A 23,879-nucleotide genomic window follows, 5' to 3' on the forward strand; every position below is an offset into this window, starting at 1 on the left:
AGAGCTGAGCATGGCGACCGACATCCTGATGCCCGCCCTCTCGCCCACCATGGAGGAGGGCAAGCTCGCCAAGTGGCTCAAGAAGGAGGGCGACCCGATCAAGTCCGGCGACGTCCTGGCCGAGATCGAGACCGACAAGGCCACCATGGAGGTGGAGGCCATCGACGAGGGCGTGCTCGCCAAGATCCTGATCGCCGAAGGCACCGAGGGCGTCGCGGTCAACACGCCGATCGCCGTCATCGCCGCCGAGGGTGAGGATCCGGCGAGCGTCCAGTCGTCCGGCGGCGGCGCCAAGCCCAACGGCGCCGGCGGCCATCCGGCGCCCACGCCCGACATGCAGGCCGAGGGCATGGCCGACAAGGCCGCCCCCGCAGCGAAGTCCGGCGACGACGCCCCGAAGGCCCCCGCGGCGCCGGCCGTCATCACCAACAAGGCGCAAGAGCCGGTGATGGAGGAGTTCCCGGCCGACACGCCGATGGTCACCCAGACCGTCCGTGAGGCCCTGCGCGACGCCATGGCGGAGGAGATGCGCCGCGACGGCGACGTCTTCGTCATGGGCGAGGAGGTCGCCGAGTATCAGGGCGCCTACAAGGTCACCCAGAACCTGCTGCAGGAATTCGGGCCGAAGCGCGTGGTCGACACCCCGATCACCGAGCACGGCTTCGCGGGCATCGGCGTCGGCGCGGCGCTCGCCGGCCTGAAGCCGATCGTCGAGTTCATGACCTTCAACTTCGCCATGCAGGCGATCGACCACATCATCAACTCGGCGGCCAAGACCCTGTACATGTCCGGCGGCCAGCTCGGCTGCCCGATCGTGTTCCGCGGGCCCAACGGCGCGGCAGCCCGGGTCGCCGCCCAGCACAGCCACGACTATTCCGCGTGGTACTCCAACGTGCCGGGCCTCAAGGTGATCGCGCCCTACACGGCCTCCGACGCCAAGGGTCTGCTCAAGGCCGCGATCCGCGACCCGAACCCGGTGATCTTCCTCGAGAACGAGATCCTGTACGGGCAGTCCTTCCCGGTGCCGAAGCTCGACGACTTCGTGCTGCCGATCGGCAAGGCGAAGATCCACCGCACCGGCAGCGACGTGACCATCGTGTCCTTCGCCATCGGCATGACCTACGCTCTCAAGGCCGCGCAGGCGCTGGCCGAGCAGGGCATCGAGGCCGAGGTGATCGACCTGCGCACGATCCGCCCGATGGACAGTGCGACGGTGGTGGAATCGGTCAAGAAGACCGGCCGCTGCATCACCGTGGAGGAGGGTTTCCCGCAATCCGGAATCGGCGCCGAGATCGTGGCCCGCCTGATGGTCGACGCCTTCGACTTCCTGGATGCCCCGGTCCTGCGCATCACCGGCAAGGACGTGCCGATGCCCTACGCGGCCAACCTCGAGAAGCTGGCGCTGCCGACGGTCGCCGAGGTCGTCGAGGCCGCCAAGAGCGTCTGCTACAAGTGACGGGCGCGCGGGCGACGTCGTCGCCCGCCCCGGCCAGGATCGAGGAACAGCCGGCGCGCCATGAGCCAGGATTCCAGCAGCGACTTCGCCGAACTCGCGATCCCGCCCGACGCCCTGGAACAGGGCGGCATCGAGGTGCTGCGCGCGGCGGTGGTCGACGGCGCGGTGAGCGTGGCGCTGCGCCGCTCCTTCGACGATCCGGCGACCTGGGGCCGGCTGCTGGCCGACCTCGCCCGGCAGGCGGCCCGCGCCTACGCGCTGGAGACCGACATGTCGGAGGAGGAGGCGCTGGAGCGCATCCGCGCCGGGTGGGAGGCCGAGGGGCTCGACCCCGGCGGCCTCAACTAGCGATGGCGCTCGACCATGGCTGAGGCGGCTGTCCGACAGGCGACCTACGCGGATCTCGAAGCGGTTTCCGGGCATCTCGTCGCCGAGATCATCGACGGCGTGCTGGAGACGCATCCGCGGCCGAGGCCGCGGCACGCCAGCGCAACCGTGCGGCTCGGCGGTGAGCTTGATCTCACCTTCAGCCGGGGACGTGGTGGTCCCGGAGGCTGGATCTTCATGATCGAGCCGGAGCTCCATCTCGGATCTCAGATCGTGGTGCCCGATCTCGCAGGTTGGCGCCGCACGCGAATCCCAACCGAGCCCGAGGGCGCCTACATCGAGACTTCTCCGGACTGGGTCTGCGAGATCCCCTCGCCGTCAACGACTCGCCTCGATCGTGGGCCGAAGCGCCGGATCTACGCCGAGTCCGACGTCGGTCACCTCTGGCTGCTCGATCCGGCCGCGGGCGTGCTCGAAGGCTTCGCCCTCGCGGACGGGCGCTGGGTGCTCCTCGCCACGATCCAGCGCGGCGAGACCGTGGCGCTGTCGCCCTTCGACGCCGTGCCGTTCCCCTTCGACGACCTCTTCCCTTTCGACGATCCGGCCGCCCCGGCCCAGCCCGAGACCTGATGCCATGCCGATCAACGTGCTGATGCCCGCGCTGTCGCCCACCATGGAGAAGGGCAACCTCGCCAAGTGGCTGAAGAAGGAGGGCGACCCGATCAAGTCCGGCGACGTCCTGGCCGAGATCGAGACCGACAAGGCCACCATGGAGGTGGAGGCCATCGACGAGGGCGTGCTCGCCAAGATCCTCGTGCCCGAGGGCACCGCGGACGTGCCGGTCAACGACCTGATCGCCATCATCGCCGCCGAGGGCGAGGACCCGTCGAGCGTGCAGGCCGGCGGCGCGCCGAAGGCGGCCTCCAACGGGGCGGCCGAGCCCAAGCCCGAGCCGAAGGCCGACGCCTCGGCGGCCGGCCAGAACACCACACCCGGCGGCGGCCACATGTCGTACGAGCGCGTCAACGCCGCACCGGAGGGCGCGCAGCCGAGCGGCGCTCCGCAGGCCGGCGCGCAGGCCAGCTCGGGCGGCCGGGTCTTCGCCTCGCCGCTGGCCCGGCGCATCGCCAAGCAGGAGGGCGTCGATCTCGGCGCCGTCCAGGGCAGCGGGCCGCACGGCCGCATCATCGCCCGCGACGTCCAGGCCGCGAAGGCCTCCGGCGCCACCAAGGCGCCCGCCGCCGCGCAGCCCACCGCCGAGGCGCCGAAGGCGGCTGCCCCCGCGCCGAAGGCCGCCCCCGCGGGCGGCGCGCCGGCCGGACTCACCACCGATCAGGTCAAGGGCTTCTTCGCCAAGGACGCCTACGAGGAGGTGCCCCTCGACGGCATGCGCAAGACCATCGCCAAGCGCCTCACCGAGGCGATGCAGGTCGCCCCGCATTTCTATCTGACGGTGGATTGCGAGCTCGACGCGCTGATGAAGCTGCGCGAGACGCTCAACGGCTCCGCCGGCAAGGACAAGGACGGCAAGCCCGCCTTCAAGCTCTCGGTGAACGACTTCGTCATCAAGGCGATGGGCTTGGCACTCACCCGCGTGCCCGCCGCCAACGCGGTCTGGGCCGAGGACCGGATCCTGCGCTTCAAGAACGCCGAGGTCGGCGTCGCGGTGGCGATCGACGGCGGGCTGTTCACCCCGGTGATCCGCCGGGCGAACGAGAAGACGCTCTCGACCATCTCCAACGAGATGAAGGATTTTGCGGCGCGCGCCCGCGCCAAGAAGCTGAAGCCCGAGGAATACCAGGGCGGCGTCACCTCGGTGTCGAATCTCGGCATGTTCGGGATCAAGCACTTCACCGCGGTGATCAACCCGCCGCAATCCAGCATCCTGGCGGTCGGCGCGGGTGAGAAGCGCGTCGTCGTGAAGGACGGGGCGCCGGCGGTGGTCCAGGTGATGACCTGCACCCTGTCGTGCGACCACCGGGTGCTGGACGGAGCGCTCGGCGCGGAGCTGATCTCGGCCTTCAAGGGGCTGATCGAGAACCCGATGGGCATGCTGGTGTGAGCAGGGCTTCTCTCCTCCCCCTTGTGGGGAGGAGCGCTTTTCCCCTCCCCCTTGCGGGGAGGGGCCAGGGGTGGGGGTGGTGCAGGATGGAGCGCCCCGGTGCCGTCTGCACCACCCCCACCTCCAACTCCTCCCCGCAAGGGGGAGGAGCGCGCGTCGGCTAGAGATGCGTGAATACTCTAGTGGCTCGCGCGGAAGATGAGGGGTGTGGTTGGCTCACGATAAGGCTTACGGCGCTCTTCGCATCGCCTGCACGCCCTCTCCAACGGACAGCACACTCGTTGGTTTGGAACATCCTGCCATGCCGTGGAACGAGCCTCCGAAGACTTTCGTCGCAGCGCGAGCACAGACGAACGCGAAGAAGCTTCGTCGTGCATTGACTGAACCTGAAAAACGCCTCTGGTGGCACCTGCGTCACCGCCTACCGGTGGAAGGCTCGCATTTCCGCCGGCAAGTCGCCCTCGGCCCCTACGTAGCCGATTTCTGCTGCCTGTCGGCTCGCCTCATCGTCGAGGTCGACGGCGAGCAGCATGGCTTCGAGGCCGGGTCAGCCTACGACGCCCGCCGCGATGCCTATCTCCAATCCGAAGGCTTCCGCGTCCTGCGCTTCTCGAACCGCATGGTCCTGCGGGAGATCGACACCGTCCTCGACACGATCCACGCGGCCCTGGCCACATCTGATGCGCCTCTTCCGGATTCAGCCGGCCAGGCGGAGCCACCCCCACCCCCAGCCCCCTCCCCACAACGGGGAGGGGCGTTCGCGGAGAGGTAAATGTCCGACACCTACGACGTCCTCATCATCGGCGCCGGGCCCGGCGGCTACGTCACGGCGATCCGCGCGGCGCAGCTCGGCTTCAAGACCGCCGTGGTCGATCGCGAGCATCTCGGCGGCATCTGCCTGAACTGGGGCTGCATCCCCACCAAGGCCCTGCTCCGCTCGGCCGAGATCTTCCACTACTTCCAGCATCCCGGCGATTACGGCCTGACCGCGGAAAAAGTCGGGTTCGACACCGCCGCCATCGTGAAGCGCTCCCGCGGCGTCTCGGCCCGGCTCAACGGCGGCGTCGGCATGCTGCTCAAGAAGAACAAGGTCGACGTGATCTGGGGCGAGGCCGCCATCGACAGCGTCGCGAAGGGCAACCAGCCGGGACAGGTCACCGTCAAGGAGACCAAGCGCGCCGAGGCGCCGAAGGGCGCCAAGGGCGCGGGCACCTATCAGGCCAAGCACATCATCGTGGCGACCGGCGCCCGGCCGCGGGCGATCCCCGGGATCGAGCCCGACAAGAAGCTGATCTGGACCTACTACGAGGCCATGGTCCCCGAGACGATGCCCAAGAGCCTGCTGGTGATGGGCTCGGGCGCCATCGGCATCGAGTTCGCCTCGTTCTACCGCACCATGGGCGCCGAGGTGACCGTAGTGGAGCTGCTGCCGCAGATCCTGCCGGTGGAGGATGCCGAGATCGCCGGCCTCGCCCGCAAGCGCTTCGAGAAGCAGGGGATCAAGATCCTCACCGGCGCCAAGGTGACGAAGGTCGAGAAGGGCGCCAATTCCGTCACCGCAACCGTCGAGGGCGGCGACGGCAAGACCCAGCAGATCACGGCGGAAAAACTGATCTCGGCGGTGGGCGTGGTCGGCAACATCGAGAACATCGGCCTGGAGAAGCTCGGGGTGAAGATCGACCGCGGCATCGTGGTGACCGACGGCCTCGGCCGCACCAACGTGCCCGGCCTCTACGCCATCGGCGACGTCGCCGGCCCGCCGATGCTCGCCCACAAGGCCGAGCACGAGGGCGTCATCTGCATCGAGACCATCAAGGGCCTGCACACCCACCCGATGGACAAGGCCAAGATCCCGGGCTGCACCTATTGCCAGCCGCAGATCGCCAGCGTCGGGCTCACCGAGGCCAAGGCCAAGGAGCAGGGGTTTGCCGTGAAGGTCGGCCGGTTCCCCTTCGCGGGCAACGGCAAGGCGATCGCGCTCGGCGAGCCGGACGGGCTGATCAAGACCGTGTTCGACGCCAAGACCGGGCAGCTGCTCGGTGCCCACATGGTCGGCGCCGAGGTGACCGAGCTGATCCAGGGCTACGTGGTGGCGATGAACCTGGAGAGCACCGAGGAGGAGCTGATGCACACGGTGTTCCCGCACCCGACGCTCAGCGAGATGATGCACGAGAGCGTGCTCGACGCCTACGGCAAGGTGATCCACACGTAGGGACAGGGTCGCGCCGCCCGGCCACAGCCGGTCGGCGGCGCCCGGCCTACCCCCGCCCTGCTTCCACCGGCTCCGCCTCCTCCGGCGACGGCACGTAGGCGCACCATTCGCAGATGCCCCGCTCGGCCCCGTGTAGCGCATTGCGCTGCGAGCAGAGCGGGCAGACGAGCAGGATCAGCCGCGTGCCGGACCGGAGCGCCAGACCTCGGCCCCGGAACGTGACCTCGGTCACCCCGTCGCCAGAGGGGCGGTCTCGAATCCAGGCGCTCATCCGGTCCGGCCCGGCGCATGCCGGCGGACCCGATCCCCCGGCCTGTCCGTCGATCCCATCAGCATCCCGATCACGCCCCCCAGCGTTCCGGCGACGTTTGCCCCGGTGGGACAATCCGTGAAGCGCCGAATGGCTCCGCTTCGGAAGGGCGGCTCGGGTGGGATGCGCCCGGAGGCAATCGGCCCTATGGGTAGCGGGGCGGCGGACAGGGACGGTGCGACTTCGATGCGGGACGCGGACACGGACGGACTTCCCACCTTCGCCGACGTGGCGCGCGCCGCCGAGCGCATCGCGGGCGCCGCGCACCGCACGCCGGTCCTGACCTCGCGCACCGCCGACGCGATGACCGGCGGAAAACTGTTCTTCAAGGCGGAGAACCTGCAGCGGGCGGGCGCCTTCAAGTTCCGCGGGGCCTACAACGCGATCAGCGCCCTGCCGGAGGCGGCCCGCGCCCGCGGGGTGATCACCTTCTCATCGGGCAATCATGCGCAGGCGATCGCCCTGGCGAGCCGGCTGCTCGGCGCCCCCGCCACGATCATCATGCCGGGCGACGCGCCGGCGGCGAAGATCGCCGCCACCCGGGGCTACGGCGCCGACGTCGTCCTATACGATCGCTACACCCAGGATCGGGAGGCCCTCGGCCGGGAGATCGCGCAGGCCCGCGGTCTGACGCTGATCCCACCCTTCAACCATCGCGACGTCATCGCCGGCCAGGGGACGTTGGCGCTGGAACTGATCGAGACGGCCGGCCCCCTCGACGTGCTGGTGGCCTGCCTCGGCGGCGGCGGCCAGCTCGCGGGCTGCGCTCTGGCCGCCGCGGAGCTGTCGCAGGGCTGCCGGGTGATCGGCGTCGAACCGGAGGCGGGCGACGACGGCCAGCGGTCGTTCCGTGAGGGCCGGATCGTCACGATCCCGGTCCCCCGCACCATCGCCGACGGCGCCCAATCGACGGCGCTCGGCGATCTCACCTTCGCGATCATCCGCGCGCAGGTCACCGACATCCTTACCGTCACCGACGCGCAGCTCGTCGAGACCATGCGGTTCTTCGCGAGCCGGATGAAGCTCGTGGTCGAACCGACCGGCTGCCTCGCGGCGGCGGCAGTGCTGAACGGGCTCGTGGATGTCCGGGACAAGCGCGTCGGCGTGGTCATCAGCGGCGGCAATGTCGATCTCGCCACCTTCGCGCGGCTCACCGGCGCGGCGACCTGAGGCCGCGATTGCGGGGCCGGTGTGACCCGGGCGCGGTGGACCGGCCGCAACCCAATGCTTATCTTGTCGCTGTCAGAATGCGCGTCCCCGGGCCTTGAACCCGGCTGGGCGGGAGGGTGACGATGTCGACTGGGTTCAAGGTTCTCTCGCTGACCGATCGCGCCGCCGATCGGATCAAGGCGATCATGGCGGAGGCCGACCGGCCGATTGCGGGCCTGCGGGTCGGCGTCCGCAACGGCGGCTGCGCCGGCATGTCCTACACGATGGAATATGCCGAGGCGGTCAAGCCCGGCGAGGACGTGGTCGAGGATCGCGGCGTCCGGGTCTTCGTCGATCCGAAGGCGGTCTTGTTCCTGCTCGGCACCGAGATGGATTTCGCCACCAACAAGCTGGCGTCGCAGTTCGTGTTCAACAACCCGAACCAGACCTCGGCCTGCGGCTGCGGCGAGTCCGTGGCGATCACGCCGGTCTCGGCGGACCGCCTGTCCGCGCAGGCCTGACGGGTCGAGGAGAAGCTGAGGCGACGGGAGGCGGCCCACGCCTCCTGTCGGTGCAAGCGTCCAGCTTCGCAGGTCTCGCGCTCGTGAGGCTCGACGAGCGGTCATCCGCGCCGCCCATCCGGGGCCGCGCAGCAGAGCCCGGAATCGAGAGCCGCCGACGCGGCACGATCTTCCACCGACAGTGGTTCCAGGTTCCGGTCTCGCCTGCAGCCCCCTGGAAAGTCGGGGTGAAGCGTCTGCGCGGCGGCCCTGCGCTCGGGCACTCGGCGCGACTCGCGCCGGGGGGCGGCTCTAGGCCACCTGCGACAGCGACTCGGCGGCGTCGTCCAGGAAGCGGTTCCGGCCCGCGCGCTTGGCCGCGAACATGCACAGGTCGGCCCTTTCCATCAGCGAGGCCGGCGTGTCACCGGGGCGCAGCACCGCGACCCCCAGCGAGATGGTGACCTTGCCGAGCGACTCGCCGGTCGAGCGCTTGACCAGCTCGCGGCCCATCACGCTGGCGCGAACCGTCTCCGCCACCTGCTTGGCCGCGACCCGGTCGACGCCGGGAAGGATGATGCCGAATTCCTCGCCGCCGAACCGGGCGAGCTGCGCCTGCTTCCCGGCATTCTCGCGCATCACGATCGCCACGAGCCGCAGGACTTGGTCGCCGGTGAGATGACCGTACAGGTCGTTGAACCGCTTGAAGAAGTCGATGTCGAGGATGATCAGGCTCATGGGCGTGGTGCGCGCCCGCGCCGCCTCCATGGAGGCCTTCAGCGTCTCCTCGAAATGCTTGCGGTTCGCCAGCCCGGTCAGGGCGTCGGTCAGGCTCTCGCGGCGGGTCGCCTCGAGCTTCTCGCGCAGGGTCTCAATCTCGCTGCGCGTCTCGCGCATGCGGGCCTCGAGGATCCGATTGTTGGCGGCGACCTCCCGGGTCGTGGCGACCAGCGTCGCGACGATCTCGGCGAACCGCGCCCGGCTCGGGAGGCCCTGAGACAGGTCCTGGGCGACGCCGCGCAGGGACTCGCTGTACTGCGCCGTCGACCCCAGGGACAGGTCCAGGATCTCGGTGACGGCGGCGATCTCGCTCAGGACCACGCGGCTGACATCGTCGGTGGTGCTCGCGAGGTGACGCCCGTCGAGATAGGTCTCGTGCAGGTCGTCGATGTCGCTCTCGGTGAGGCAGCCGTTCTGGGTGGTCAGGCGCTTCACCGCATCGGCAAGGAGCGGCAGCTCGCCCGAGACGTAGGCGTACCAGACGGCGTAGGCGCGCGGCGTGGCGGACGGTCCGTAGTCGCGAATCAGATCATGGCTGCGCTTCGCCAACGCGAAGCTGCGATCGCGGTCCGAATAGGTCTCCTGGCTCATCCGTATCCCGTGGTCCGGGGCGACCGGCGCGCATGCGCCGCAGCCCTGACCTGATATACGGCAGCCTGGTAGCCGGACAGTTAAGCCCGACGAGACCTTTGTTACTTATCCTTCTTCGCCAAGACTGGTCGAAGCAGGAATGCCGGAACGTGGGACCCGAGGCCCACGGGCGTGTCCCCATCCGCGTCGATCCGGCGCCCACGTTCCTCGCGCGCGGACACGCCGCCGCGGCCGGTCGAACGCAGTGCGGCGCGCGGCTCGGGCCGGCTCTCAGGGCGACTTTCGGGACGGTCGTCCGGACGCGGCGCGGCGCGGCCACCGCGTGTGCGGGCCGGACGCTCGCGGACCTCCTCGGCCTCGCCGGTGCTCCGGGCGCTCTTCTCGACACCCCCCTTGTCGAAGCCGCTCTTCTCGCCGCCGCTCCGGCCACCGGCCTTCGCGGAACGTGCGCCGCGGCGGCCCTCGCCCGACCGGCCGCGATGACGCGTGCCGGTGTCGCCGGATGATTCGGCCACCGTCGTCAGGTCGCCGTCCAGCCAGGGAATCGGCTGGCCGATCAGCGCCTCGATGGCACCGAGGGACCGTGTATCCTCTGGGGCGACCAGCGTGTAGGCCGTGCCGCTCCTGCCGGCGCGGCCGGTGCGGCCGATCCGGTGGACGTAATCCTCGGGGTGATGCGGCACGTCGAAATTGAAGACGTGGCTGACGGCAGGGATGTCGAGGCCGCGCGCCGCAACATCGCTGGCGACCAGAAGGGCGGTCTCGCCGTTGCGGAACGCGTCGAGGGCCGTCGTGCGGGCGCGCTGGTCCATGTCGCCGTGGAGCGCCGCCGCGTCGAAGCCGTGGCTGACCAGGGACTTCTGCAGCAGCGCGACGTCGCGCTTGCGGTTGCAGAAGATGATCCCATTCTTCAATTCGTCCTCGCCGCGGATCAGGCTGCGCAGGCGCTCGCGCTTGGCGTGCCCCTCGGCACCGGTCGCGACGAGGCGCTGCGTGATCGTGGTGGCCGTGGAGGCGGGCCGCGCCACCTCGACCCGCTGCGGGTTGTGCAGGAACATGTCCGCCAGCCGCTCGATCTCCGGCGGCATGGTGGCGGAGAAGAACAGGGTCTGCCGGGTGAACGGCACCATCTTGGCGATCCGCTCGATATCGGGGATGAACCCCATGTCGAGCATGCGATCGGCCTCGTCGATGACCAGCAGCTCCACACCGGTGAGCAGCAGCTTGCCGCGCTCGAAATGGTCGAGGAGGCGGCCCGGCGTCGCGATCAGCACGTCGGTGCCGCGCGTCAGCTTGGCGTCCTGGTCGGCAAAGGACACGCCACCGATGATCAGCGCGACATTGAGCTTGTGGTTGGTGCCGTAGCGGTCGAAATTCTCGACCACCTGGGCGGCCAGCTCGCGCGTCGGCTCCAGGATCAGCGTGCGCGGCATCCGGGCCCGTGCGCGGCCGTTCTCCAGCAGCGTCAGCATCGGCAGCGTGAACGCAGCCGTCTTGCCGGTGCCGGTCTGGGCGATGCCGAGGACATCGCGACGCGCCAGGACGTGGGGGATGGCCTGCGCCTGGATCGGCGTTGGCTCGGTGTAACCCGCCGCTTCGACGGCGTTCAGGACTTTCTCACTCAGTCCCAGGTCGGAAAAAGGCATTTGCGTTCAGGAACCGTTGCGCGCCCGGCCGGCGCGAAGGACACCGTCGCGGCAACGGCTGGGGAAGGCTCGCGTGGGGCGCTCGGATGCTCCCGGGGCCGCGGGGCGCATCGTCCCTGTCAGTTAGGGCCTTGGCGCGACTTGTCAATCTCGCAATCGCCTCGTGGTGCCGGCAGCGCACGGCCACGCACAAGGGATCGAGCGTGTAACCCGGCGCCGATCAGGGTCGAAGACGGTCGGCCTCGGGCGCGCGGCAGGGATCCAGGCGGGTGGACCGGGCGGATGGCACCGACGCGAGGGCCCCGGTCGTCTCGGGATCGGCGGTCCCGGACTCTGCCGGATGCGCTGCGGCCGCGAGGGCGGTGACAGCCGGTCTGTCGTCGGACCGGTTCAGCCGCGCGAGCTGGGAGGCGGCGGTCACCGCAAGGATCCCGACCAGACCTGCCACCCGCAGCGCCCAGGGCAGGGGGCCGGCGGGCCGGCGCGGCCGGGCACCGCCCGTTCTCTCGATGGAGGGTTCAGCCTGGAGCCCGGGAGCGGCCTTCAGGAGCCGGCGCTTGCCGAAAGTCGTTCGGCTCCGGTCGTCGCGGCTTGGCATGAGGGGCGTTCTCCGCTGGGCGCCAGGCCGGACCCGGTGTGCGGCGCAACAGGCCCCGTGCAACCCAGGACAGTCGGGGGACATGGTTAACCATCCGCTTACGACAGAGTCGTCCCTTCGCCAAAGTTGTGCCGGAATAAAACGCCCGCCATCGCCCGCCCCTCCAGAGACCTCGGTCGATGTCATCCGGGCCGCGACGGCACCCTGAAATATGCACACCGCGCAACGCAGCTAGTCTTCCGAGACTTTCCAGCTGTCCCCGCCCTGTCGAGGCGCACGATCGAGCCGGGTGCTTTGGGATTGGGTCCGCTAGTCTTCATCTTTCGTTGACGGGATGTCCCTAATCTGAGGATGCTTGTTGCAGGAAAGCGACAGACCCGCCATCCGAGAGCGCCTAGAAGGCTGCCGGCTCAAGCTAACCCCAGGACCGACACCACCATGAAGAAGCTCCTCCTCGCATCCACCGTCCTCGCAGGCCTGACCGTCACGGCGTCCGCTGCCGACCTGCCGCGCCGCGCTGCGCCGCCGCCGGTGTTCACGCCGGTGCCGGTGTTCACCTGGACCGGCTTCTACGTCGGTGTGAACGCCGGCTACGGCTTCGACGCCAGCAGCCGCAACACCAGCAACTACGCCCTGCCGGGCGGCTCGCTGATCAACTCGCCCGGCACCGCCGGCGTCGTCAGCGTCAACAACCGCAGCAACAACGACGGCTTCTCGGGCGGCGCCCAGATCGGCTACAACTATCAGTTCACGCCGGGCTCGGGCGTCGTGATCGGCTTCGAGGCTGACGCCCAGTACGTCGACTTCGCCCGCCGCGCCAACGCCACCCAGAACTACGCCTTCGGCGGCGTCCCCGGCTTCGCCTTCGCGGCCCCGCGCGCCTTCGTCGCCACCAGCGGCAACGGCCTCGACTACTTCGGCACCGTCCGCGGCCGCCTCGGCTACGCCTTCGACCGCACCCTCGTGTACGGCACCGGCGGCTTCGCCTACGGCTCGGGCCAGGACGACCAGAACTTCGCCGGCAACCGCTTCCGCGACAGCTTCCGCACCGGCTGGGCCGCCGGCGGTGGCGTCGAGTACGCCCTGCCCACCGACTCGTTCCTGAACTTCTTCCGCTCCTCGGCCGTGACGCTGAAGGTCGAAGGCCTGTACGTCAGCCTCGACCGCCAGAAGAACGCCGCGGGCGGCGTGTTCTACCCGACCCTCCTGGCCCCGAACGGCACCGCCTACCTCAACGGCGCCGCCGCCAAGACCGAGTTCGCCGTCGTCCGCGCCGGCCTGAACTACAAGTTCGGCTCGTACTAAGATCGAGAGCCGGAGCCGGCTTGACCGGCTCCGCGCAACGGAAGGGCTCGGCCGCAAGGCCGGGCCCTTCCGCGTTTCGGGCGGCCTGCCGGGCGGTCCAGGTGCGACAGGGACGGCTGGAACCGCGCGTGCCACCCGCGATTGAGACCGCGGCGCCCACAGGCATCCCGTGAAGGGATCCGGCGCAGCGGAGCGATCAGCCATGAAAAGCCGAATCCTTCTCCTGTCGCTCGCCGCCCTCTCTCTGGCGGGGACAGCTGCGGCCGCGCAGGACGCCACCGTGATCGGCAAGGATACGGTCCTGCCGGGCACCGGGCCGGGCACCGCGACGGACGGCACGGGGGTCGGGCGGCTGATGGAGGCGGCGAGTGCCGAGGACGCCGCCAAGCGTCAGGGGCTCAAGCCCGTCGCCTTCCTGACCACGAAGATGATCGGCGTGACGGTGCGCAACGCCGCAGGGGACAGCGTCGGCAAGATCGACGACCTCCTGATCACCGATGGCGGAATGCTGAGGGCCGTGGTGATCGATGTCGGCGGCTTCCTCGGGCTCGGCAGCAAGCTCATCGCCGTGGAACCCGGCGCCCTGGTGCTGCGGCCCGGCGGTGACCGGTTCTCGGCGGTCCTGAACATGAGCAAGGACACGGTGGCGGCGGCCAAGCCCTTCGACCCGGCCAAGGTGATCCCGGCGCCTCGATAAGCCGCGAGCGAAGCCCGGCGCCCGTCTTTGCGGACGGAGCGAAGCAGCCTCGCGGCGCCCGGTTCACCAAGGTCGCGCCGTTCCGGACTGGTTCGCTCCGCTCGCAAGGACGGCGGGGTCCCGCCGGCCGACGCAGCTTGGGCCGCGCCGGCGCAAAAGCGTCAGATGTCGAGATCCGCTCCCTCGGCGAAGGCCGCGCGCTCGCTGATGAAGGCGAAGCGCGCCTCGGGCTTGTTGCCCATCAGGCGCTCGACCGTGTCGCCGGTGGATTCCCGGGCCTCGTCCAGAACCGCGACGCGCAGCAGCGTGCGCTTCTTCGGGTCCATGGTGGTCTCCTTGAGCTGGGCCGGCATCATCTCGCCGAGGCCCTTGAACCGGCCGATCTCGACCTTGCCGCCCTTGAACACCGTCTTGATGATCCGCTCACGATCCGCGTCGTCCCGGGCATACGCCACCTTCGAGCCCTGCTGGAGCCGGTAGAGCGGCGGGATCGCCAGGTAGAGATGCCCGCGGTCGATGAGCTTCGGCATCTGCCGGTAGAAGAACGTGATCAGCAGCGACGCGATGTGGGCGCCGTCCACGTCGGCGTCCGTCATGATGATCACCTTGTCGTAGCGGAGATCCGTCTCGCGGAAGGCCGTTCCGGTGCCGCAGCCGAGCGCCAGTGTCAGGTCGGAGATCAGCTGGTTGGCGCCGAGCTTGTCGCGCGAGGCCGAGGCGACGTTGAGGATCTTGCCGCGCAACGGAAGGATCGCCTGCGTCGCCCGGTCGCGGGCCTGCTTGGCCGAGCCGCCGGCCGAGTCGCCCTCGACGATGAAGATCTCCGAGCCCGCGGTACCCGCCGCCGAGCAATCGGCGAGCTTGCCGGGCAGGCGGAGCTTGCGGGTGGCGCTCTTGCGGGCGACTTCCTTCTCCTGGCGGCGGCGCAGGCGTTCCTCGGCCCGGTCGATCACCCAGTCGAGCAGCTTGTTGGCCTGGGCCGGGGAGGCGGCGAGCCAATGGTCGAAGGCGTCGCGCACCGAGGCCTCGACGATGCGCTGCGCCTCCACGGTGGCGAGCTTGTCCTTGGTCTGCCCCTGGAACTCCGGTTCGCGGATGAAGACCGAGAGCATCGACGCGCAGGTCGCCATGACGTCGTCGGTGGTCACCGCCGTCATGCGCTTGGCCTGGTTCACCCGCTCGGCGTGCTCGCGCAGGCCCCGGAGCAGCGCGACCCTTAAGCCCGCCTCGTGGGTGCCGCCCTCAGGCGTCGGGATCGTGTTGCAGTAGGAATGCGAGATCCCGTCCTCGGCGACCATCCAGGCCACCGCCCATTCGAGCGACCCGTGCGAGCCCGGCTTCGTGATCTTGCCGGAGAACATCGCCTCGGTGACGAGTTCCTTGCCGTCGATGTCCCGGGCGAGATAGTCGCGCAGACCGTCAGGGAAGCGGTGGACCGCCTCGGCCGGCACGTCCTCGAGCCCCGCGAGGAGAGCGGGGGCGCAGCGCCAGCGGATCTCGACGCCGCCGAACAGGTAGGCCTTCGAGCGGGCCATCTTGAACAGGCGGCGCGGGTCGAACTTCAGCGAGCCGAAGATCTGGGCGTCCGGGTGGAAGCGGACCCGGGTGCCGCGCCGGTTCTGCACACGGCCGACCAGCTCCAGCGCGCCCTGCGCGTGACCGCGCGAGAAGGTCTGGCGGTAGAGCGTCTGGTTGCGGGCCACCTCGACCTCGAGCAGGTCGGAGAGCGCGTTCACCACCGAGATGCCGACGCCGTGCAGGCCGCCCGAGGTCTCGTAGACCTTCGAGTCGAACTTACCGCCGGCGTGCAGCGTGGTCATGATGACCTCGAGGGCCGACTTGCCGGGGAATTTCGGGTGCGGGTCGACCGGGATGCCGCGGCCGTTATCGGTGACCACGAGGGCGCCCGATTCCTCCAGCTCCACCTCGATGAAGCTGGCATGGCCGGCCACCGCCTCGTCCATCGAGTTGTCGATCACCTCGGCGAAGAGGTGGTGCAGCGCCCGCTCGTCGGTGCCGCCGATATACATGCCGGGCCGGCGCCGGACCGGCTCCAGCCCCTCCAGCACCTCGATGTCGGAGGCGGTGTAGCCGCCCTCCGGCTCGGCGGCCGCGAGCGTCGCCACCGACGCCGAGGCGTCCAGGCGCCGCCGCGGCTCGGGCGGCCGGGGGGCCGGGCCCTTGCTGCCCGGCCCGAACAGGTCCCGCGCCGGATCGCTCACGCGCGGCCTCCGCGCGCGCGGCGCGTCGGCCGGCTCGGAATCGCGCAGACGTGTCTTGGGTCGTGGAGCATGCGCCTTCATCCCCGCATCATAGCGGAACAAAACGTAAACATCAAAGCCGTTCGCCCGGCGGCGACGCGGTTGCATCATCGCATGCTGCGCCGCCGCGAGCGAGAGCCGCGGCGGTGTCGGGACGCCGGTCCGCGGGGCGGTCCGTCATCACGACGTTGCACAACAATGGGTTAAGGCTTTCTCGTGACCCGACGGCCCGGCATCCACAGGCGACGCCCGGAACAGAACGGGCCGATCGACGTTGGTGGCGGAGATAAATCTTGACCGTGGTCAGGGAGCCGCAGTCCATGAGCGACGCCGCGATCGAGGCCCGCCGCCTCACGTTGATCCGCTTCGAGCACGCGGCCGGCGCCGCCTTCGGCTGCGACGACGACCCGGCCGGCGTGCCGCCCGCCCGCGTCCTGATGAACGCCACCACGATCGCGCTGGCGACGTTTGCGACGGCCGTGGCCGCGACGATCACCTACCTGGTCTGAGCCGCGCTCCGATCCGAATCGGGCTCCGCGAGGCGCTTCAGGCTGCCCGAAGCGCGCGGCCGTCAGCCCCATCTCCAAGCCGCGCCCTCATCCCGAGGTGCTGGAGCGCATCGGGGGCCGCAGCATGAGGGATGCGCGGGGGATCCCCGCGTCGCCCCGCTCCGGACCGCAGAAAGCGAGCCCCTTCAGCCAGAACTCGACTTCTTCGCCGCGGCCTTCTTGGCCGCGGGCTTCTTTGCCGCTGTCTTCTTGGCGGCCGGCTTGTCGCCGGTGGCCTTGCGCGCGGACGTCTTCCGGACCGCACCCCGCTTCGCCGGCTTGCCGCCGCCCGCCGCGCGCTTGGCGTTCACCAGGGCGATCGCCTCGTCCAGGGTCAGCGCCTCGGCGGTCATGGTCTTCGGCAGCGTGGCGTTGACCTCGCCGTCGGTGACGTAGGGCCCGTACTTGCCGGCCTTGACCACGAGGTCGCGCCCGCTCGCCGCATCCGTGCCGAGCGGCCGGCCGGGATCTGCGGCCGCACGGCCGCGTCCGCCGCCCTGCTCCTTGGCGACGATCAGGTCGATGGCGCGGTTGCCGCCGATCTCCAGCACGTCGTCGTCCTTGCCGAGATTGGCGTAGGTCTTCCCGTGCTGCACGTAGGGCCCGAACCGGCCGAGATTGGCCAGGATCGGCTCGCCGGTCTCGGGGTGGCGGGCCACCTCGCGGGGCAGCGCCAGCAGCGCCAGCGCCTTCTCCAGATCCACATCCGAGGGGCTGAGCCCCTTCGGCAGCGACGAGCGCTTCGGCTTCGCGGCGTCCTTCTCGGTGGAGGCCTCGCCGAGTTGCAGGAACGGCCCGAACCGGCCGTCGCGGAGCGTCACCGGCAGGCCGGTCGCCGGATCGTCGCCCAGCACCCGGACGCCCGGCTGGCCGCCCTCGGCCGAGGAACCGTCCCCCTCGCCGTCGACGCCCGAGGCCGAGAGCTGGCGGGTATACTTGCACTCCGGATAGTTCGAACAGCCGATGAAGGCGCCGAACTTGCCGAGCTTCAGCGACAGCTGGCCGGAGCCGCAGGTCGGGCAGGTCCGCGGGTTCGAGCCGTCGCCCTTGTCGGGGAAGATGTGCGGGCCGAGAAGGCCGTTCAGGGCCTCCAGCACGTCGGTGACGCGCAGTTCCTTGGTCTCGGCGATGGCGGCGGAGAAATCGCGCCAGAAGTCGCGCAGCACCGCCCGCCAGTCGATCTCGGCGTTGGAGACGCGGTCGAGCTGCTCCTCCAGGTCGGCGGTGAAATCGTACTCGACGTAGCGCCGGAAGAAGCTCTCCAGGAAGCCCGTGACGAGCCGCCCCTTGTCCTCCGGTTGCAGCCGCTTCTTCTCGATCTTGACGTATTCGCGATCCCGCAGCGTCTGGAGGACCGCCGCGTAGGTCGAGGGCCGGCCGATGCCGAGCTCCTCCATGCGCTTCACGAGGCTCGCCTCGGAATAGCGCGGCGGCGGCTCAGTGAAGTGCTGGGTCGCGCTGATGCGCTCGCGGGTGAGCGGGTCGCCGGCCTTCATGGGCGGCAGGCGGCGGCTCTCCTCGTCCTCCTCGTCGTCCTTGCCCTCCTGGTAGAGGGTCAGGAAGCCGTCGAACTTCACCACCTGGCCGGTGGCGCGCAGGTCGATCTGGCGCGGCCCGACCGTCGCGGTGACGTCCACGGTGGTCCGCTCCAGCTCGGCCGATTCCATCTGGCTCGCCATGGTGCGGGTCCAGATCAGGTCGTAGAGCTTGGCCTGCTCGGGCTCCAGGTGCCGCGCGACCATCTTGGGCAGACGGCCCATGTCGGTCGGCCGCACCGCCTCGTGGGCCTCCTGGGCGTTCTTGGCCTTGACGCTGTACTTGCGCGGCACGTCCGGCACGTAGCGGTCGCCGAACTCCTTGCCGATCACCCGGCGGGCGTCCTGGATCGCCTCCGGCGCCATGTCGACGCCGTCGGTCCGCATGTAGGTGATGATGCCGACGGTCTCACCGCCGATGTCGACGCCCTCGTAGAGGCGCTGGGCGACCCGCATGGTCTGGGCCGGCGCCATGCCGAGCTTGCGCGAGGCCTCCTGCTGCAGCGTCGAGGTCGTGAAGGGCGGCTGCGGGTGGCGCTTGGCGGGCTTGGCCTCGACGCTCGCCACCTGGAAGGTCGCGAGTTCGAGGTCGCGCCTGAAGGCCGCGGCCTCCTCGCCGGTGCCGACGTCGAGGCGCTGGATGCGCTTGCCGTCGGCGCCGACGAGGCGGGCCTCGAAGGTCGCGCCGTCGGCGGTCGTCAGCGTGGCGATGAGCGTCCAGTACTCGCGCGGCTTGAACCGCTCGATCTCCATCTCGCGCTCGACCACGAGGCGCAAAGCCACGGATTGCACGCGCCCGGCCGAGCGGGCGCCCGGCAGCTTGCGCCACAGGACCGGCGAGAGGTTGAAGCCCACGAGGTAGTCGAGCGCCCGGCGCGCCAGATAGGCGTCGACCAGGGCCTGGTCGATCTCCCGGGGCTTGCGCATCGCCGCCTCGACCGAGGACTTGGTGATGGCGTTGAAGGTGACGCGCTCGACCGGGATGCCCTTGAGCGCCTTGCGGGCGGTGAGCGCCTCCAGGACGTGCCAGGAGATCGCCTCGCCCTCACGATCCGGGTCGGTGGCGAGGATCAGCTTGTCGGCGCCCTTGACCGCCTTGGCGATCTCGGAGACCCGGCTCGCCCCGCGGTCGGCCAGCTCCCAGACCATGTGGAAGTCCTGCTCGGGATCCACCGAGCCGTCCTTGGGCGGCAGGTCGCGGATATGCCCGAAGGAGGCGATGACCTCATAGTCGCGGCCGAGATACTTATTGATCGTCTTGGCTTTGGCCGGCGACTCGACGACGACGACTTTCATTCAGACCTCTGCCCCTGACGGAGCCTGGGCGCGACGGACGAATTCTGTTCGAGATTCGCGTGGGACATATGCCCGCCGTCGGGCCGGGGCCGCGCGCCGGGGACAAGTGGGTCACGGGCGGCGGGATGTCAAATGGCGGGGGTGTTCGGCCGAGCCGGCGCCTCAGATCCCCGCATACCACTCGTAGCCGCGATCCTCCCAGTAGCCGCCGCCGCCCTGGCCGATCCCGGCGAGCGACCCCACCAGCTCGACCCGCATCACGTACTTGGCCTGCTTGTAGCCGAGCTGGCGCTCGACCCGCAGGCGCAGGGGCGCGCCGTTGGAGACCGGCAGCGGCTTGCCGTTGAGGTCGTAGGCCAGGATCGTCTGCGGGTTGACGGCGTCGTAGAGGTCGATGCTCTCGTAGTAGCGGATCGGCGTGCGCTTATCCTCGGGCTCCGAATCGGCGCTGCCCTGGCCCCAATCGTCCTTGGGCGCGTCGGTGGCTGTGGGCGCGCCGCCCCAATCCTCGGCGGCGGCGAGCTGGACGTAGGCCTCGCGCACCGCGCCCGGGTGGCCGGGCCTCAGGAAGGCCCCGTCCTGGCTGCCGGCATATTCGAGCGTGTCGGCGCAGTGGAACACCGCGTAGCGCGCCTGCGGCTTGAGCCCGGCCCGCTTCAGCACCTCGGCGAGCGGCACCCCGGCCCATTGCCCGATGCAGCTCCAGCCCTCCACGCAATCGTGACGGGTGATCTGCGTCCGCGACGGCAGGGCGCGCAGGTCCGCGAGGCTGAGCGACAGCGGGGTCTCGACCAGACCGTCGACCGTGAGCCTGAAGGCGGCGAATTTCTGCGCCGCGAGCGCCCGATAGGCGCGGTCGGGCGGATCGATGGTGCCGTTCGGCTTGAACCACGGCGAGATCATCGCGGCCGGGAATTCCCGCGCCAGGGTGGCGGGCGACATCAGCAGGCGCTGGACATACAGGTTGGCGTCCTCGCCGACCTGGAGGGTGCGCCGGCCCGTCTCGGTCCCGGCGAAGCGGTCGCACCCGCCGAGCAGGGCGGTGCCCATCAGGCCGGCGCCGCCGGTGAGGAGCTTGCGGCGGTGGAGGATCATCGGGCGTGCTCCCGGTCACGGCCGAGGCTGAACCAGCCGGTGATCATGCCGCGCATGTTGTTGACGAGGCCGGAGACCAGCACGAGCAGCACGTGGACCACCACGAACAGCACGATCAGGCCGGCGGCGATGAAGTGGACGCTGCGCGCCGATTGCCGGCCTCCGAACAGTTCGGTCAGCCAGGGCCAGGCGGCGTCCATCCCGGGCGACATGGCGAGGCCGGCGAGCACCATCGCGGGCAGCAGGCCCAGCACGAGGACGAGGTAGGTCAGCTTCTGGATGACGTTGTAGCGCTTGGCCTCCGTGCCCTCAGGGAAGCGCAGGAGCAGGTGCTCCTTCACGGAGCCGCCGAAGTCGCGGATCTGGTCCCCGTCCGGGATCAGCCGGCGGCGGAGCTGGCCCGAGAACAGGCCGTACAGCAGGTAGACCGCCCCGTTGATCACCAGAAGCCACGCGAACAGGAAATGCCAGCGCCGCCCCGTGGCGAGATCCTGATCGGCCGGCAGGGTCGCCCAGGACGGGAAGGCGCGCTCCACCTCGGTGCCGCCCTCGGCGCGGGACAGGCCGAGCACCCCGGTCGTGTCGAGGCTGTGCGTGCCGACCGTCACCACCCCGTGGCTCCTGCCGTCGCGGCCCTGCTCGCTGGTGATGGCCAGCGCCGGATCGTCGAAGGTGGAGACCGCGCCCCAATAGAGGGCCGGATGGGCGTTGAAGATCTGCAGGCCGCTCATCAGCAGCACCAGCAGAACCGCGGCGTTGATCCAGTGCGCCAGCCGGATCACCAGCGGATGGCGGTAGAACCAGCGGCGCCCCTGCCGGTCGACGGTCTCGGGGGCTTCGAGAGCAGGGGAGGCGGCCAAGCGTCGGGATCCCGGTCATGCGGCGCCGGGAATCGTCCGAATCCCGACCGTTGGGGCAGATACGTGGCGCGGGTCGCGCCGGTTACCATCCGCCGGAAAAATGGCCGCAGGCGCCCCCCCGCCTTGCCGGGAGGGCGCGCCGCACCTACACCCGGGCCTCATCATGACGAGCCCCGCGCCCCCGGCCTTCCCGCACCGGCACCTCCTCGGCATCGAGGGCCTGACCCGGCCCGACATCGAGGCTCTGCTCGACGCCGCAGAATCCGCCGTCGACATCTCGCGGCAGGTGGAGAAGAAGCGCACGACCCTGCGGGGCCGCACGCAGATCAACCTGTTCTTCGAGCCCTCGACGCGGACGCAATCGTCCTTCGAGCTCGCCGGCAAGCGGCTCGGCGCCGACGTGATGAACATGTCGGTCGCCTCGTCCTCGGTGAAGAAGGGCGAGACTCTGATCGACACCGCCGCGACGCTCAACGCCATGCGGCCCGACATCATCGTGGTCCGTCACGAATCGGCCGGCGCGGTGCACCTGCTGGCCCGCAAGGTCGATTGCGCGGTGGTCAATGCCGGCGACGGCGCCCACGAGCACCCGACCCAGGCGCTCCTCGATGCGCTCACCATCCGCCGCAACAAGGGGCGGATCGAGGGCCTGCAGGTGGCGATCTGCGGCGATGTCCTGCACTCGCGGGTGGCGCGCTCCAACATCATCCTGCTTCAGGCGATGGGCGCGCGGGTGCGCCTGATCGCGCCCTCGACGCTGCTGCCCGCCGGGATCGAGCGCTTCGGCGTCGAGACCTTCACGGACATGCGCAAGGGCCTCGCCGGCTGCGACATCGTGATGATGCTGCGCCTCCAGCGCGAGCGCATGAACGGCTCGTTCGTACCCTCCGTGAAGGAGTATTTCCGCTATTTCGGCCTCGACGGCGAGAAGCTGGCGCTGGCCAAGCCCGACGCCCTGGTGATGCATCCGGGACCGATGAACCGCGGCGTCGAGATCGCCTCGGACATCGCCGACGGGGCGCAGTCGCTGATCCGCGAGCAGGTCGAGATGGGCGTCGCCGTGCGCATGGCCGTGCTGGAGGCGCTGTCCCGGCACCTGCCGAACGAGTGAGCCCCGGACAAAGCCGGGCGGCCTTCACCCGCACCGCTTGCCCGCGGGCTGGCCGTGGCGCAGTTTCCTGCCGAAATCCGGTCCTGATCCGTATAAAGGGCCGTCGTAACATGCAGATCGCTTCATGACCGCCTACACGCTCGCCGACCTCGCCGCCCTCGTGGCGAGCCGTGCCGGGACCGATCCCGCCACTTCGTACACGGCCAAGCTCCTGTCCGAAGGCCCCGCCAAGGCGGCCAAGAAGCTCGGCGAGGAGGCGGTGGAGGCCGCAATCGCGGCCGTGCAGGGCGACAAGACCGGCCTGCGGAACGAGGCCGCCGACGTGCTCTACCATCTCATCGTGCTGCTTCGGGCTGGCGGGGTCGAGCTCGACGCCGTCATGGCCGAGCTGGAGCGCCGCACTGCCCAGAGCGGCATCGCCGAGAAGGCCGCGAGGCGCCACGCGTGAACGCGGCCGCGCTGCCGGGCTCGGTCGAGGCGATCCTCGAAGCGTCGGACCGGCTCTCGCCCTATCGCCGCTTCAGCCGCGAGGAATGGGCGCAGCTCCGCGCCGACACGCCGCTCACCCTCAAGCAGGAGGATCTCGAGCGGCTGCAATCGATCAACGACCCGATCTCGGTGGAGGAGGTTGAGGCGATCTACCTGCCGCTGTCGCGCCTGCTCGCCCTCTACGTCGCGGCGACCCAGGGCCTGTTCAAGGCGACGCAGCGCTTCCTGCTGGCCGAGCGCGAGACCAAGGCGCCCTACATCATCGGGCTCGCCGGATCGGTGGCGGTGGGCAAGTCCACCACGGCCCGCATCCTGACGGCGCTGCTCGCGCGCTGGCCCAACACCCCGAAGGTCGACCTCGTCACCACCGACGGCTTCCTGCTGCCCAACGCCGAGCTCGCCGCCAACGGGCTGATGGAGCGGAAAGGGTTTCCCGAGAGCTACGACACCGCCGCGCTGCTGCGCTTCCTCCACGACGTGAAGGCCGGACACAAGCGCGTGACCGCGCCGCTCTACTCGCACCTCGTCTACGACCGCGTGCCCGGGGAGGAGCGGGTGGTGGAGAGCCCCGACATCCTGATCGTCGAGGGCCTGAACGTGCTCCAGCCCGCCCGCCTGCCGCGCGACGGCACCGCGATTCCGTTCGTGTCCGATTTCTTCGACTTCTCGATCTATCTCGACGGCCACGAGGACGACCTGCACCGCTGGTACGTCACGCGCTTCATGAAGCTGCGGCAGACGGCATTCCGCGACCCGCGCTCCTACTTCCGGAAATATGCCGGGATTCCCGAGACCGAGGCGCTCGACATCGCCGACCGGCTCTGGACGACGATCAACCTGCCGAACCTGCGCGAGAACATCGTCCCGACTCGCCAACGGGCGAGCCTGATCCTCACCAAGGGCGCGAGCCACCGGATCGAGAGCGTGGCGTTGCGGCGGTTGTGAACCGATGCGAGACGATCGCGTGATCGGCTCGCATGAAGACCGAACCTCCGTCATCACGAGCGAAGCGAAGTGACCCAGGGCAGCGCGACGTTCGGGGGCATGTCGC

At 69.9% G+C, this 23,879-nt stretch carries 22 protein-coding genes; 14 read left to right on the forward strand and 8 right to left on the reverse strand.

Translation table 11 applies throughout. The features are described 5' to 3' along the window. The first annotated feature begins 10 nt into the window (after positions 1–10). The 6 genes from BLT59_RS23360 (at position 11) to lpdA (ending at position 6,057) form a co-directional block, all read left to right on the forward strand. Positions 11–1,456, forward strand: a complete 1,446-nt coding sequence (locus tag BLT59_RS23360) for a pyruvate dehydrogenase complex E1 component subunit beta (RefSeq protein ID WP_091786288.1) — start codon at positions 11–13, stop codon at positions 1,454–1,456. 60 nt (positions 1,457–1,516) lie between these two features. Beyond that, positions 1,517–1,804, forward strand: a complete 288-nt coding sequence (locus BLT59_RS23365; RefSeq protein ID WP_091786291.1) for a DUF5076 domain-containing protein — start codon at positions 1,517–1,519, stop codon at positions 1,802–1,804. A gap of 15 nt (positions 1,805–1,819) precedes the next feature. After that, the gene (locus BLT59_RS23370; RefSeq protein WP_091786293.1) at positions 1,820–2,413 is read left to right on the forward strand and encodes a Uma2 family endonuclease; all 594 of its coding nucleotides are present in this window, start codon (positions 1,820–1,822) and stop codon (positions 2,411–2,413) included. Between the two features lie 4 nt (positions 2,414–2,417). Beyond that, positions 2,418–3,845, forward strand: a complete 1,428-nt coding sequence (locus tag BLT59_RS23375; RefSeq protein WP_091786296.1) for a pyruvate dehydrogenase complex dihydrolipoamide acetyltransferase — start codon at positions 2,418–2,420, stop codon at positions 3,843–3,845. Positions 3,846–4,146: 301 nt separating this feature from the next. After that, positions 4,147–4,617, forward strand: a complete 471-nt coding sequence (locus BLT59_RS23380) for an endonuclease domain-containing protein (protein WP_091786299.1) — start codon at positions 4,147–4,149, stop codon at positions 4,615–4,617. Beyond that, the gene (gene lpdA / locus BLT59_RS23385; protein WP_091786302.1) at positions 4,618–6,057 is read left to right on the forward strand and encodes a dihydrolipoyl dehydrogenase; all 1,440 of its coding nucleotides are present in this window, start codon (positions 4,618–4,620) and stop codon (positions 6,055–6,057) included. It begins immediately after the preceding gene. A 46-nt stretch (positions 6,058–6,103) separates the two neighbouring features. Here lpdA and BLT59_RS23390 read toward each other — a convergent pair whose 3' ends face one another. Further along, positions 6,104–6,328 carry a hypothetical protein gene (locus tag BLT59_RS23390; protein ID WP_091786305.1) on the reverse strand — a complete coding sequence of 75 codons (225 nt, stop codon included), beginning with the start codon at positions 6,326–6,328 and terminating at the stop codon, positions 6,104–6,106. A 225-nt stretch (positions 6,329–6,553) separates the two neighbouring features. On the opposite strand from BLT59_RS23390, the gene BLT59_RS23395 reads away from it, so the two are divergent. Beyond that, the gene (locus BLT59_RS23395) at positions 6,554–7,537 is read left to right on the forward strand and encodes a threo-3-hydroxy-L-aspartate ammonia-lyase (protein WP_091786308.1); all 984 of its coding nucleotides are present in this window, start codon (positions 6,554–6,556) and stop codon (positions 7,535–7,537) included. 122 nt (positions 7,538–7,659) lie between these two features. Next, positions 7,660–8,037 carry a HesB/IscA family protein gene (locus tag BLT59_RS23400; RefSeq protein ID WP_091786312.1) on the forward strand — a complete coding sequence of 126 codons (378 nt, stop codon included), beginning with the start codon at positions 7,660–7,662 and terminating at the stop codon, positions 8,035–8,037. Between the two features lie 291 nt (positions 8,038–8,328). Here BLT59_RS23400 and BLT59_RS23405 read toward each other — a convergent pair whose 3' ends face one another. The 3 genes from BLT59_RS23405 to BLT59_RS23415 form a co-directional block, all read right to left on the reverse strand. Beyond that, positions 8,329–9,387, reverse strand: a complete 1,059-nt coding sequence (locus BLT59_RS23405; RefSeq protein ID WP_091786314.1) for a GGDEF domain-containing protein — start codon at positions 9,385–9,387, stop codon at positions 8,329–8,331. 101 nt (positions 9,388–9,488) lie between these two features. Beyond that, positions 9,489–11,033, reverse strand: a complete 1,545-nt coding sequence (locus BLT59_RS23410) for a DEAD/DEAH box helicase (protein ID WP_091786317.1) — start codon at positions 11,031–11,033, stop codon at positions 9,489–9,491. Between the two features lie 220 nt (positions 11,034–11,253). Beyond that, complete coding sequence (locus BLT59_RS23415; protein ID WP_091786320.1) at positions 11,254–11,631, reverse strand: hypothetical protein; 378 nt, start codon at positions 11,629–11,631, stop codon at positions 11,254–11,256. Positions 11,632–12,069: 438 nt separating this feature from the next. On the opposite strand from BLT59_RS23415, the gene BLT59_RS23420 reads away from it, so the two are divergent. Together BLT59_RS23420 and BLT59_RS23425 are read left to right on the forward strand one after the other, a co-directional pair. Continuing rightward, positions 12,070–12,936, forward strand: coding sequence for an outer membrane protein (locus tag BLT59_RS23420; protein ID WP_091786323.1), 867 nt, complete (start codon positions 12,070–12,072; stop codon positions 12,934–12,936). Positions 12,937–13,138: 202 nt separating this feature from the next. Then, positions 13,139–13,633 carry a PRC-barrel domain-containing protein gene (locus tag BLT59_RS23425; RefSeq protein WP_091786325.1) on the forward strand — a complete coding sequence of 165 codons (495 nt, stop codon included), beginning with the start codon at positions 13,139–13,141 and terminating at the stop codon, positions 13,631–13,633. Between the two features lie 161 nt (positions 13,634–13,794). Here the strand turns inward: BLT59_RS23425 and parE are convergent, their stop codons facing one another. After that, complete coding sequence (gene parE / locus BLT59_RS23430) at positions 13,795–15,855, reverse strand: DNA topoisomerase IV subunit B (RefSeq protein WP_091786388.1); 2,061 nt, start codon at positions 15,853–15,855, stop codon at positions 13,795–13,797. 359 nt (positions 15,856–16,214) lie between these two features. On the opposite strand from parE, the gene BLT59_RS23435 reads away from it, so the two are divergent. Then, a complete protein-coding gene (locus tag BLT59_RS23435; RefSeq protein ID WP_091786328.1) occupies positions 16,215–16,403 on the forward strand; it encodes a hypothetical protein in 189 nt (62 codons plus the stop codon). Between the two features lie 185 nt (positions 16,404–16,588). Here BLT59_RS23435 and topA read toward each other — a convergent pair whose 3' ends face one another. From topA to BLT59_RS23450, 3 genes are all read right to left on the reverse strand, one after another. Further along, positions 16,589–19,273 (reverse strand): type I DNA topoisomerase, encoded by a 2,685-nt coding sequence (gene topA / locus BLT59_RS23440; protein WP_091786331.1) that lies wholly within the window; start codon positions 19,271–19,273, stop codon positions 16,589–16,591. A 162-nt stretch (positions 19,274–19,435) separates the two neighbouring features. Next, positions 19,436–20,368, reverse strand: coding sequence for a molybdopterin-dependent oxidoreductase (locus BLT59_RS23445; RefSeq protein WP_091786334.1), 933 nt, complete (start codon positions 20,366–20,368; stop codon positions 19,436–19,438). Further along, positions 20,365–21,228 (reverse strand): cytochrome b/b6 domain-containing protein, encoded by an 864-nt coding sequence (locus tag BLT59_RS23450; protein ID WP_091786337.1) that lies wholly within the window; start codon positions 21,226–21,228, stop codon positions 20,365–20,367. Before BLT59_RS23450 ends, BLT59_RS23445 begins: the two co-directional genes overlap by 4 nt. 163 nt (positions 21,229–21,391) lie before the next feature. Between BLT59_RS23450 and BLT59_RS23455 the strand changes: the two genes are divergently transcribed. From BLT59_RS23455 to coaA, 3 genes are all read left to right on the forward strand, one after another. Continuing rightward, on the forward strand, positions 21,392–22,339 hold the full coding sequence (locus BLT59_RS23455; RefSeq protein WP_091786340.1) for an aspartate carbamoyltransferase catalytic subunit: 948 nt from the start codon (positions 21,392–21,394) through the stop codon (positions 22,337–22,339). Positions 22,340–22,463: 124 nt separating this feature from the next. Beyond that, on the forward strand, positions 22,464–22,787 hold the full coding sequence (locus BLT59_RS23460) for a phosphoribosyl-ATP diphosphatase (protein ID WP_091786343.1): 324 nt from the start codon (positions 22,464–22,466) through the stop codon (positions 22,785–22,787). Further along, positions 22,784–23,773 (forward strand): type I pantothenate kinase, encoded by a 990-nt coding sequence (gene coaA, locus BLT59_RS23465; protein ID WP_091786346.1) that lies wholly within the window; start codon positions 22,784–22,786, stop codon positions 23,771–23,773. The genes BLT59_RS23460 and coaA overlap by 4 nt, the downstream gene beginning before the upstream one ends. Positions 23,774–23,879: the final 106 nt, after the last annotated feature.

Source organism: Methylobacterium sp. UNC378MF (assembly GCF_900103195.1).
In the GTDB taxonomy this organism is placed as follows: Bacteria; Pseudomonadota; Alphaproteobacteria; order Rhizobiales; family Beijerinckiaceae; genus Methylobacterium.

What these genes read in the sequence shown, in the direction of transcription:
- BLT59_RS23435 (WP_091786328.1), top strand. Translation starts at nt 16,215, where the DNA reads ATGAGCGACGCCGCGATCGAGGCCCGCCGCCTCACGTTGATCCGCTTC.
- BLT59_RS23370 (WP_091786293.1), top strand. Translation starts at nt 1,820, where the DNA reads ATGGCTGAGGCGGCTGTCCGACAGGCGACCTACGCGGATCTCGAAGCG.
- lpdA (WP_091786302.1), top strand. Translation starts at nt 4,618, where the DNA reads ATGTCCGACACCTACGACGTCCTCATCATCGGCGCCGGGCCCGGCGGC.
- BLT59_RS23400 (WP_091786312.1), top strand. Translation starts at nt 7,660, where the DNA reads ATGTCGACTGGGTTCAAGGTTCTCTCGCTGACCGATCGCGCCGCCGAT.
- BLT59_RS23375 (WP_091786296.1), top strand. Translation starts at nt 2,418, where the DNA reads ATGCCGATCAACGTGCTGATGCCCGCGCTGTCGCCCACCATGGAGAAG.
- BLT59_RS23365 (WP_091786291.1), top strand. Translation starts at nt 1,517, where the DNA reads ATGAGCCAGGATTCCAGCAGCGACTTCGCCGAACTCGCGATCCCGCCC.
- BLT59_RS23455 (WP_091786340.1), top strand. Translation starts at nt 21,392, where the DNA reads ATGACGAGCCCCGCGCCCCCGGCCTTCCCGCACCGGCACCTCCTCGGC.
- BLT59_RS23395 (WP_091786308.1), top strand. Translation starts at nt 6,554, where the DNA reads ATGCGGGACGCGGACACGGACGGACTTCCCACCTTCGCCGACGTGGCG.
- BLT59_RS23460 (WP_091786343.1), top strand. Translation starts at nt 22,464, where the DNA reads ATGACCGCCTACACGCTCGCCGACCTCGCCGCCCTCGTGGCGAGCCGT.
- BLT59_RS23405 (WP_091786314.1), bottom strand. Translation starts at nt 9,387, where the DNA reads ATGAGCCAGGAGACCTATTCGGACCGCGATCGCAGCTTCGCGTTGGCG.
- BLT59_RS23410 (WP_091786317.1), bottom strand. Translation starts at nt 11,033, where the DNA reads ATGCCTTTTTCCGACCTGGGACTGAGTGAGAAAGTCCTGAACGCCGTC.
- BLT59_RS23415 (WP_091786320.1), bottom strand. Translation starts at nt 11,631, where the DNA reads ATGCCAAGCCGCGACGACCGGAGCCGAACGACTTTCGGCAAGCGCCGG.
- BLT59_RS23360 (WP_091786288.1), top strand. Translation starts at nt 11, where the DNA reads ATGGCGACCGACATCCTGATGCCCGCCCTCTCGCCCACCATGGAGGAG.
- BLT59_RS23390 (WP_091786305.1), bottom strand. Translation starts at nt 6,328, where the DNA reads ATGAGCGCCTGGATTCGAGACCGCCCCTCTGGCGACGGGGTGACCGAG.
- BLT59_RS23380 (WP_091786299.1), top strand. Translation starts at nt 4,147, where the DNA reads ATGCCGTGGAACGAGCCTCCGAAGACTTTCGTCGCAGCGCGAGCACAG.
- BLT59_RS23445 (WP_091786334.1), bottom strand. Translation starts at nt 20,368, where the DNA reads ATGATCCTCCACCGCCGCAAGCTCCTCACCGGCGGCGCCGGCCTGATG.
- topA (WP_091786331.1), bottom strand. Translation starts at nt 19,273, where the DNA reads ATGAAAGTCGTCGTCGTCGAGTCGCCGGCCAAAGCCAAGACGATCAAT.
- BLT59_RS23425 (WP_091786325.1), top strand. Translation starts at nt 13,139, where the DNA reads ATGAAAAGCCGAATCCTTCTCCTGTCGCTCGCCGCCCTCTCTCTGGCG.
- BLT59_RS23420 (WP_091786323.1), top strand. Translation starts at nt 12,070, where the DNA reads ATGAAGAAGCTCCTCCTCGCATCCACCGTCCTCGCAGGCCTGACCGTC.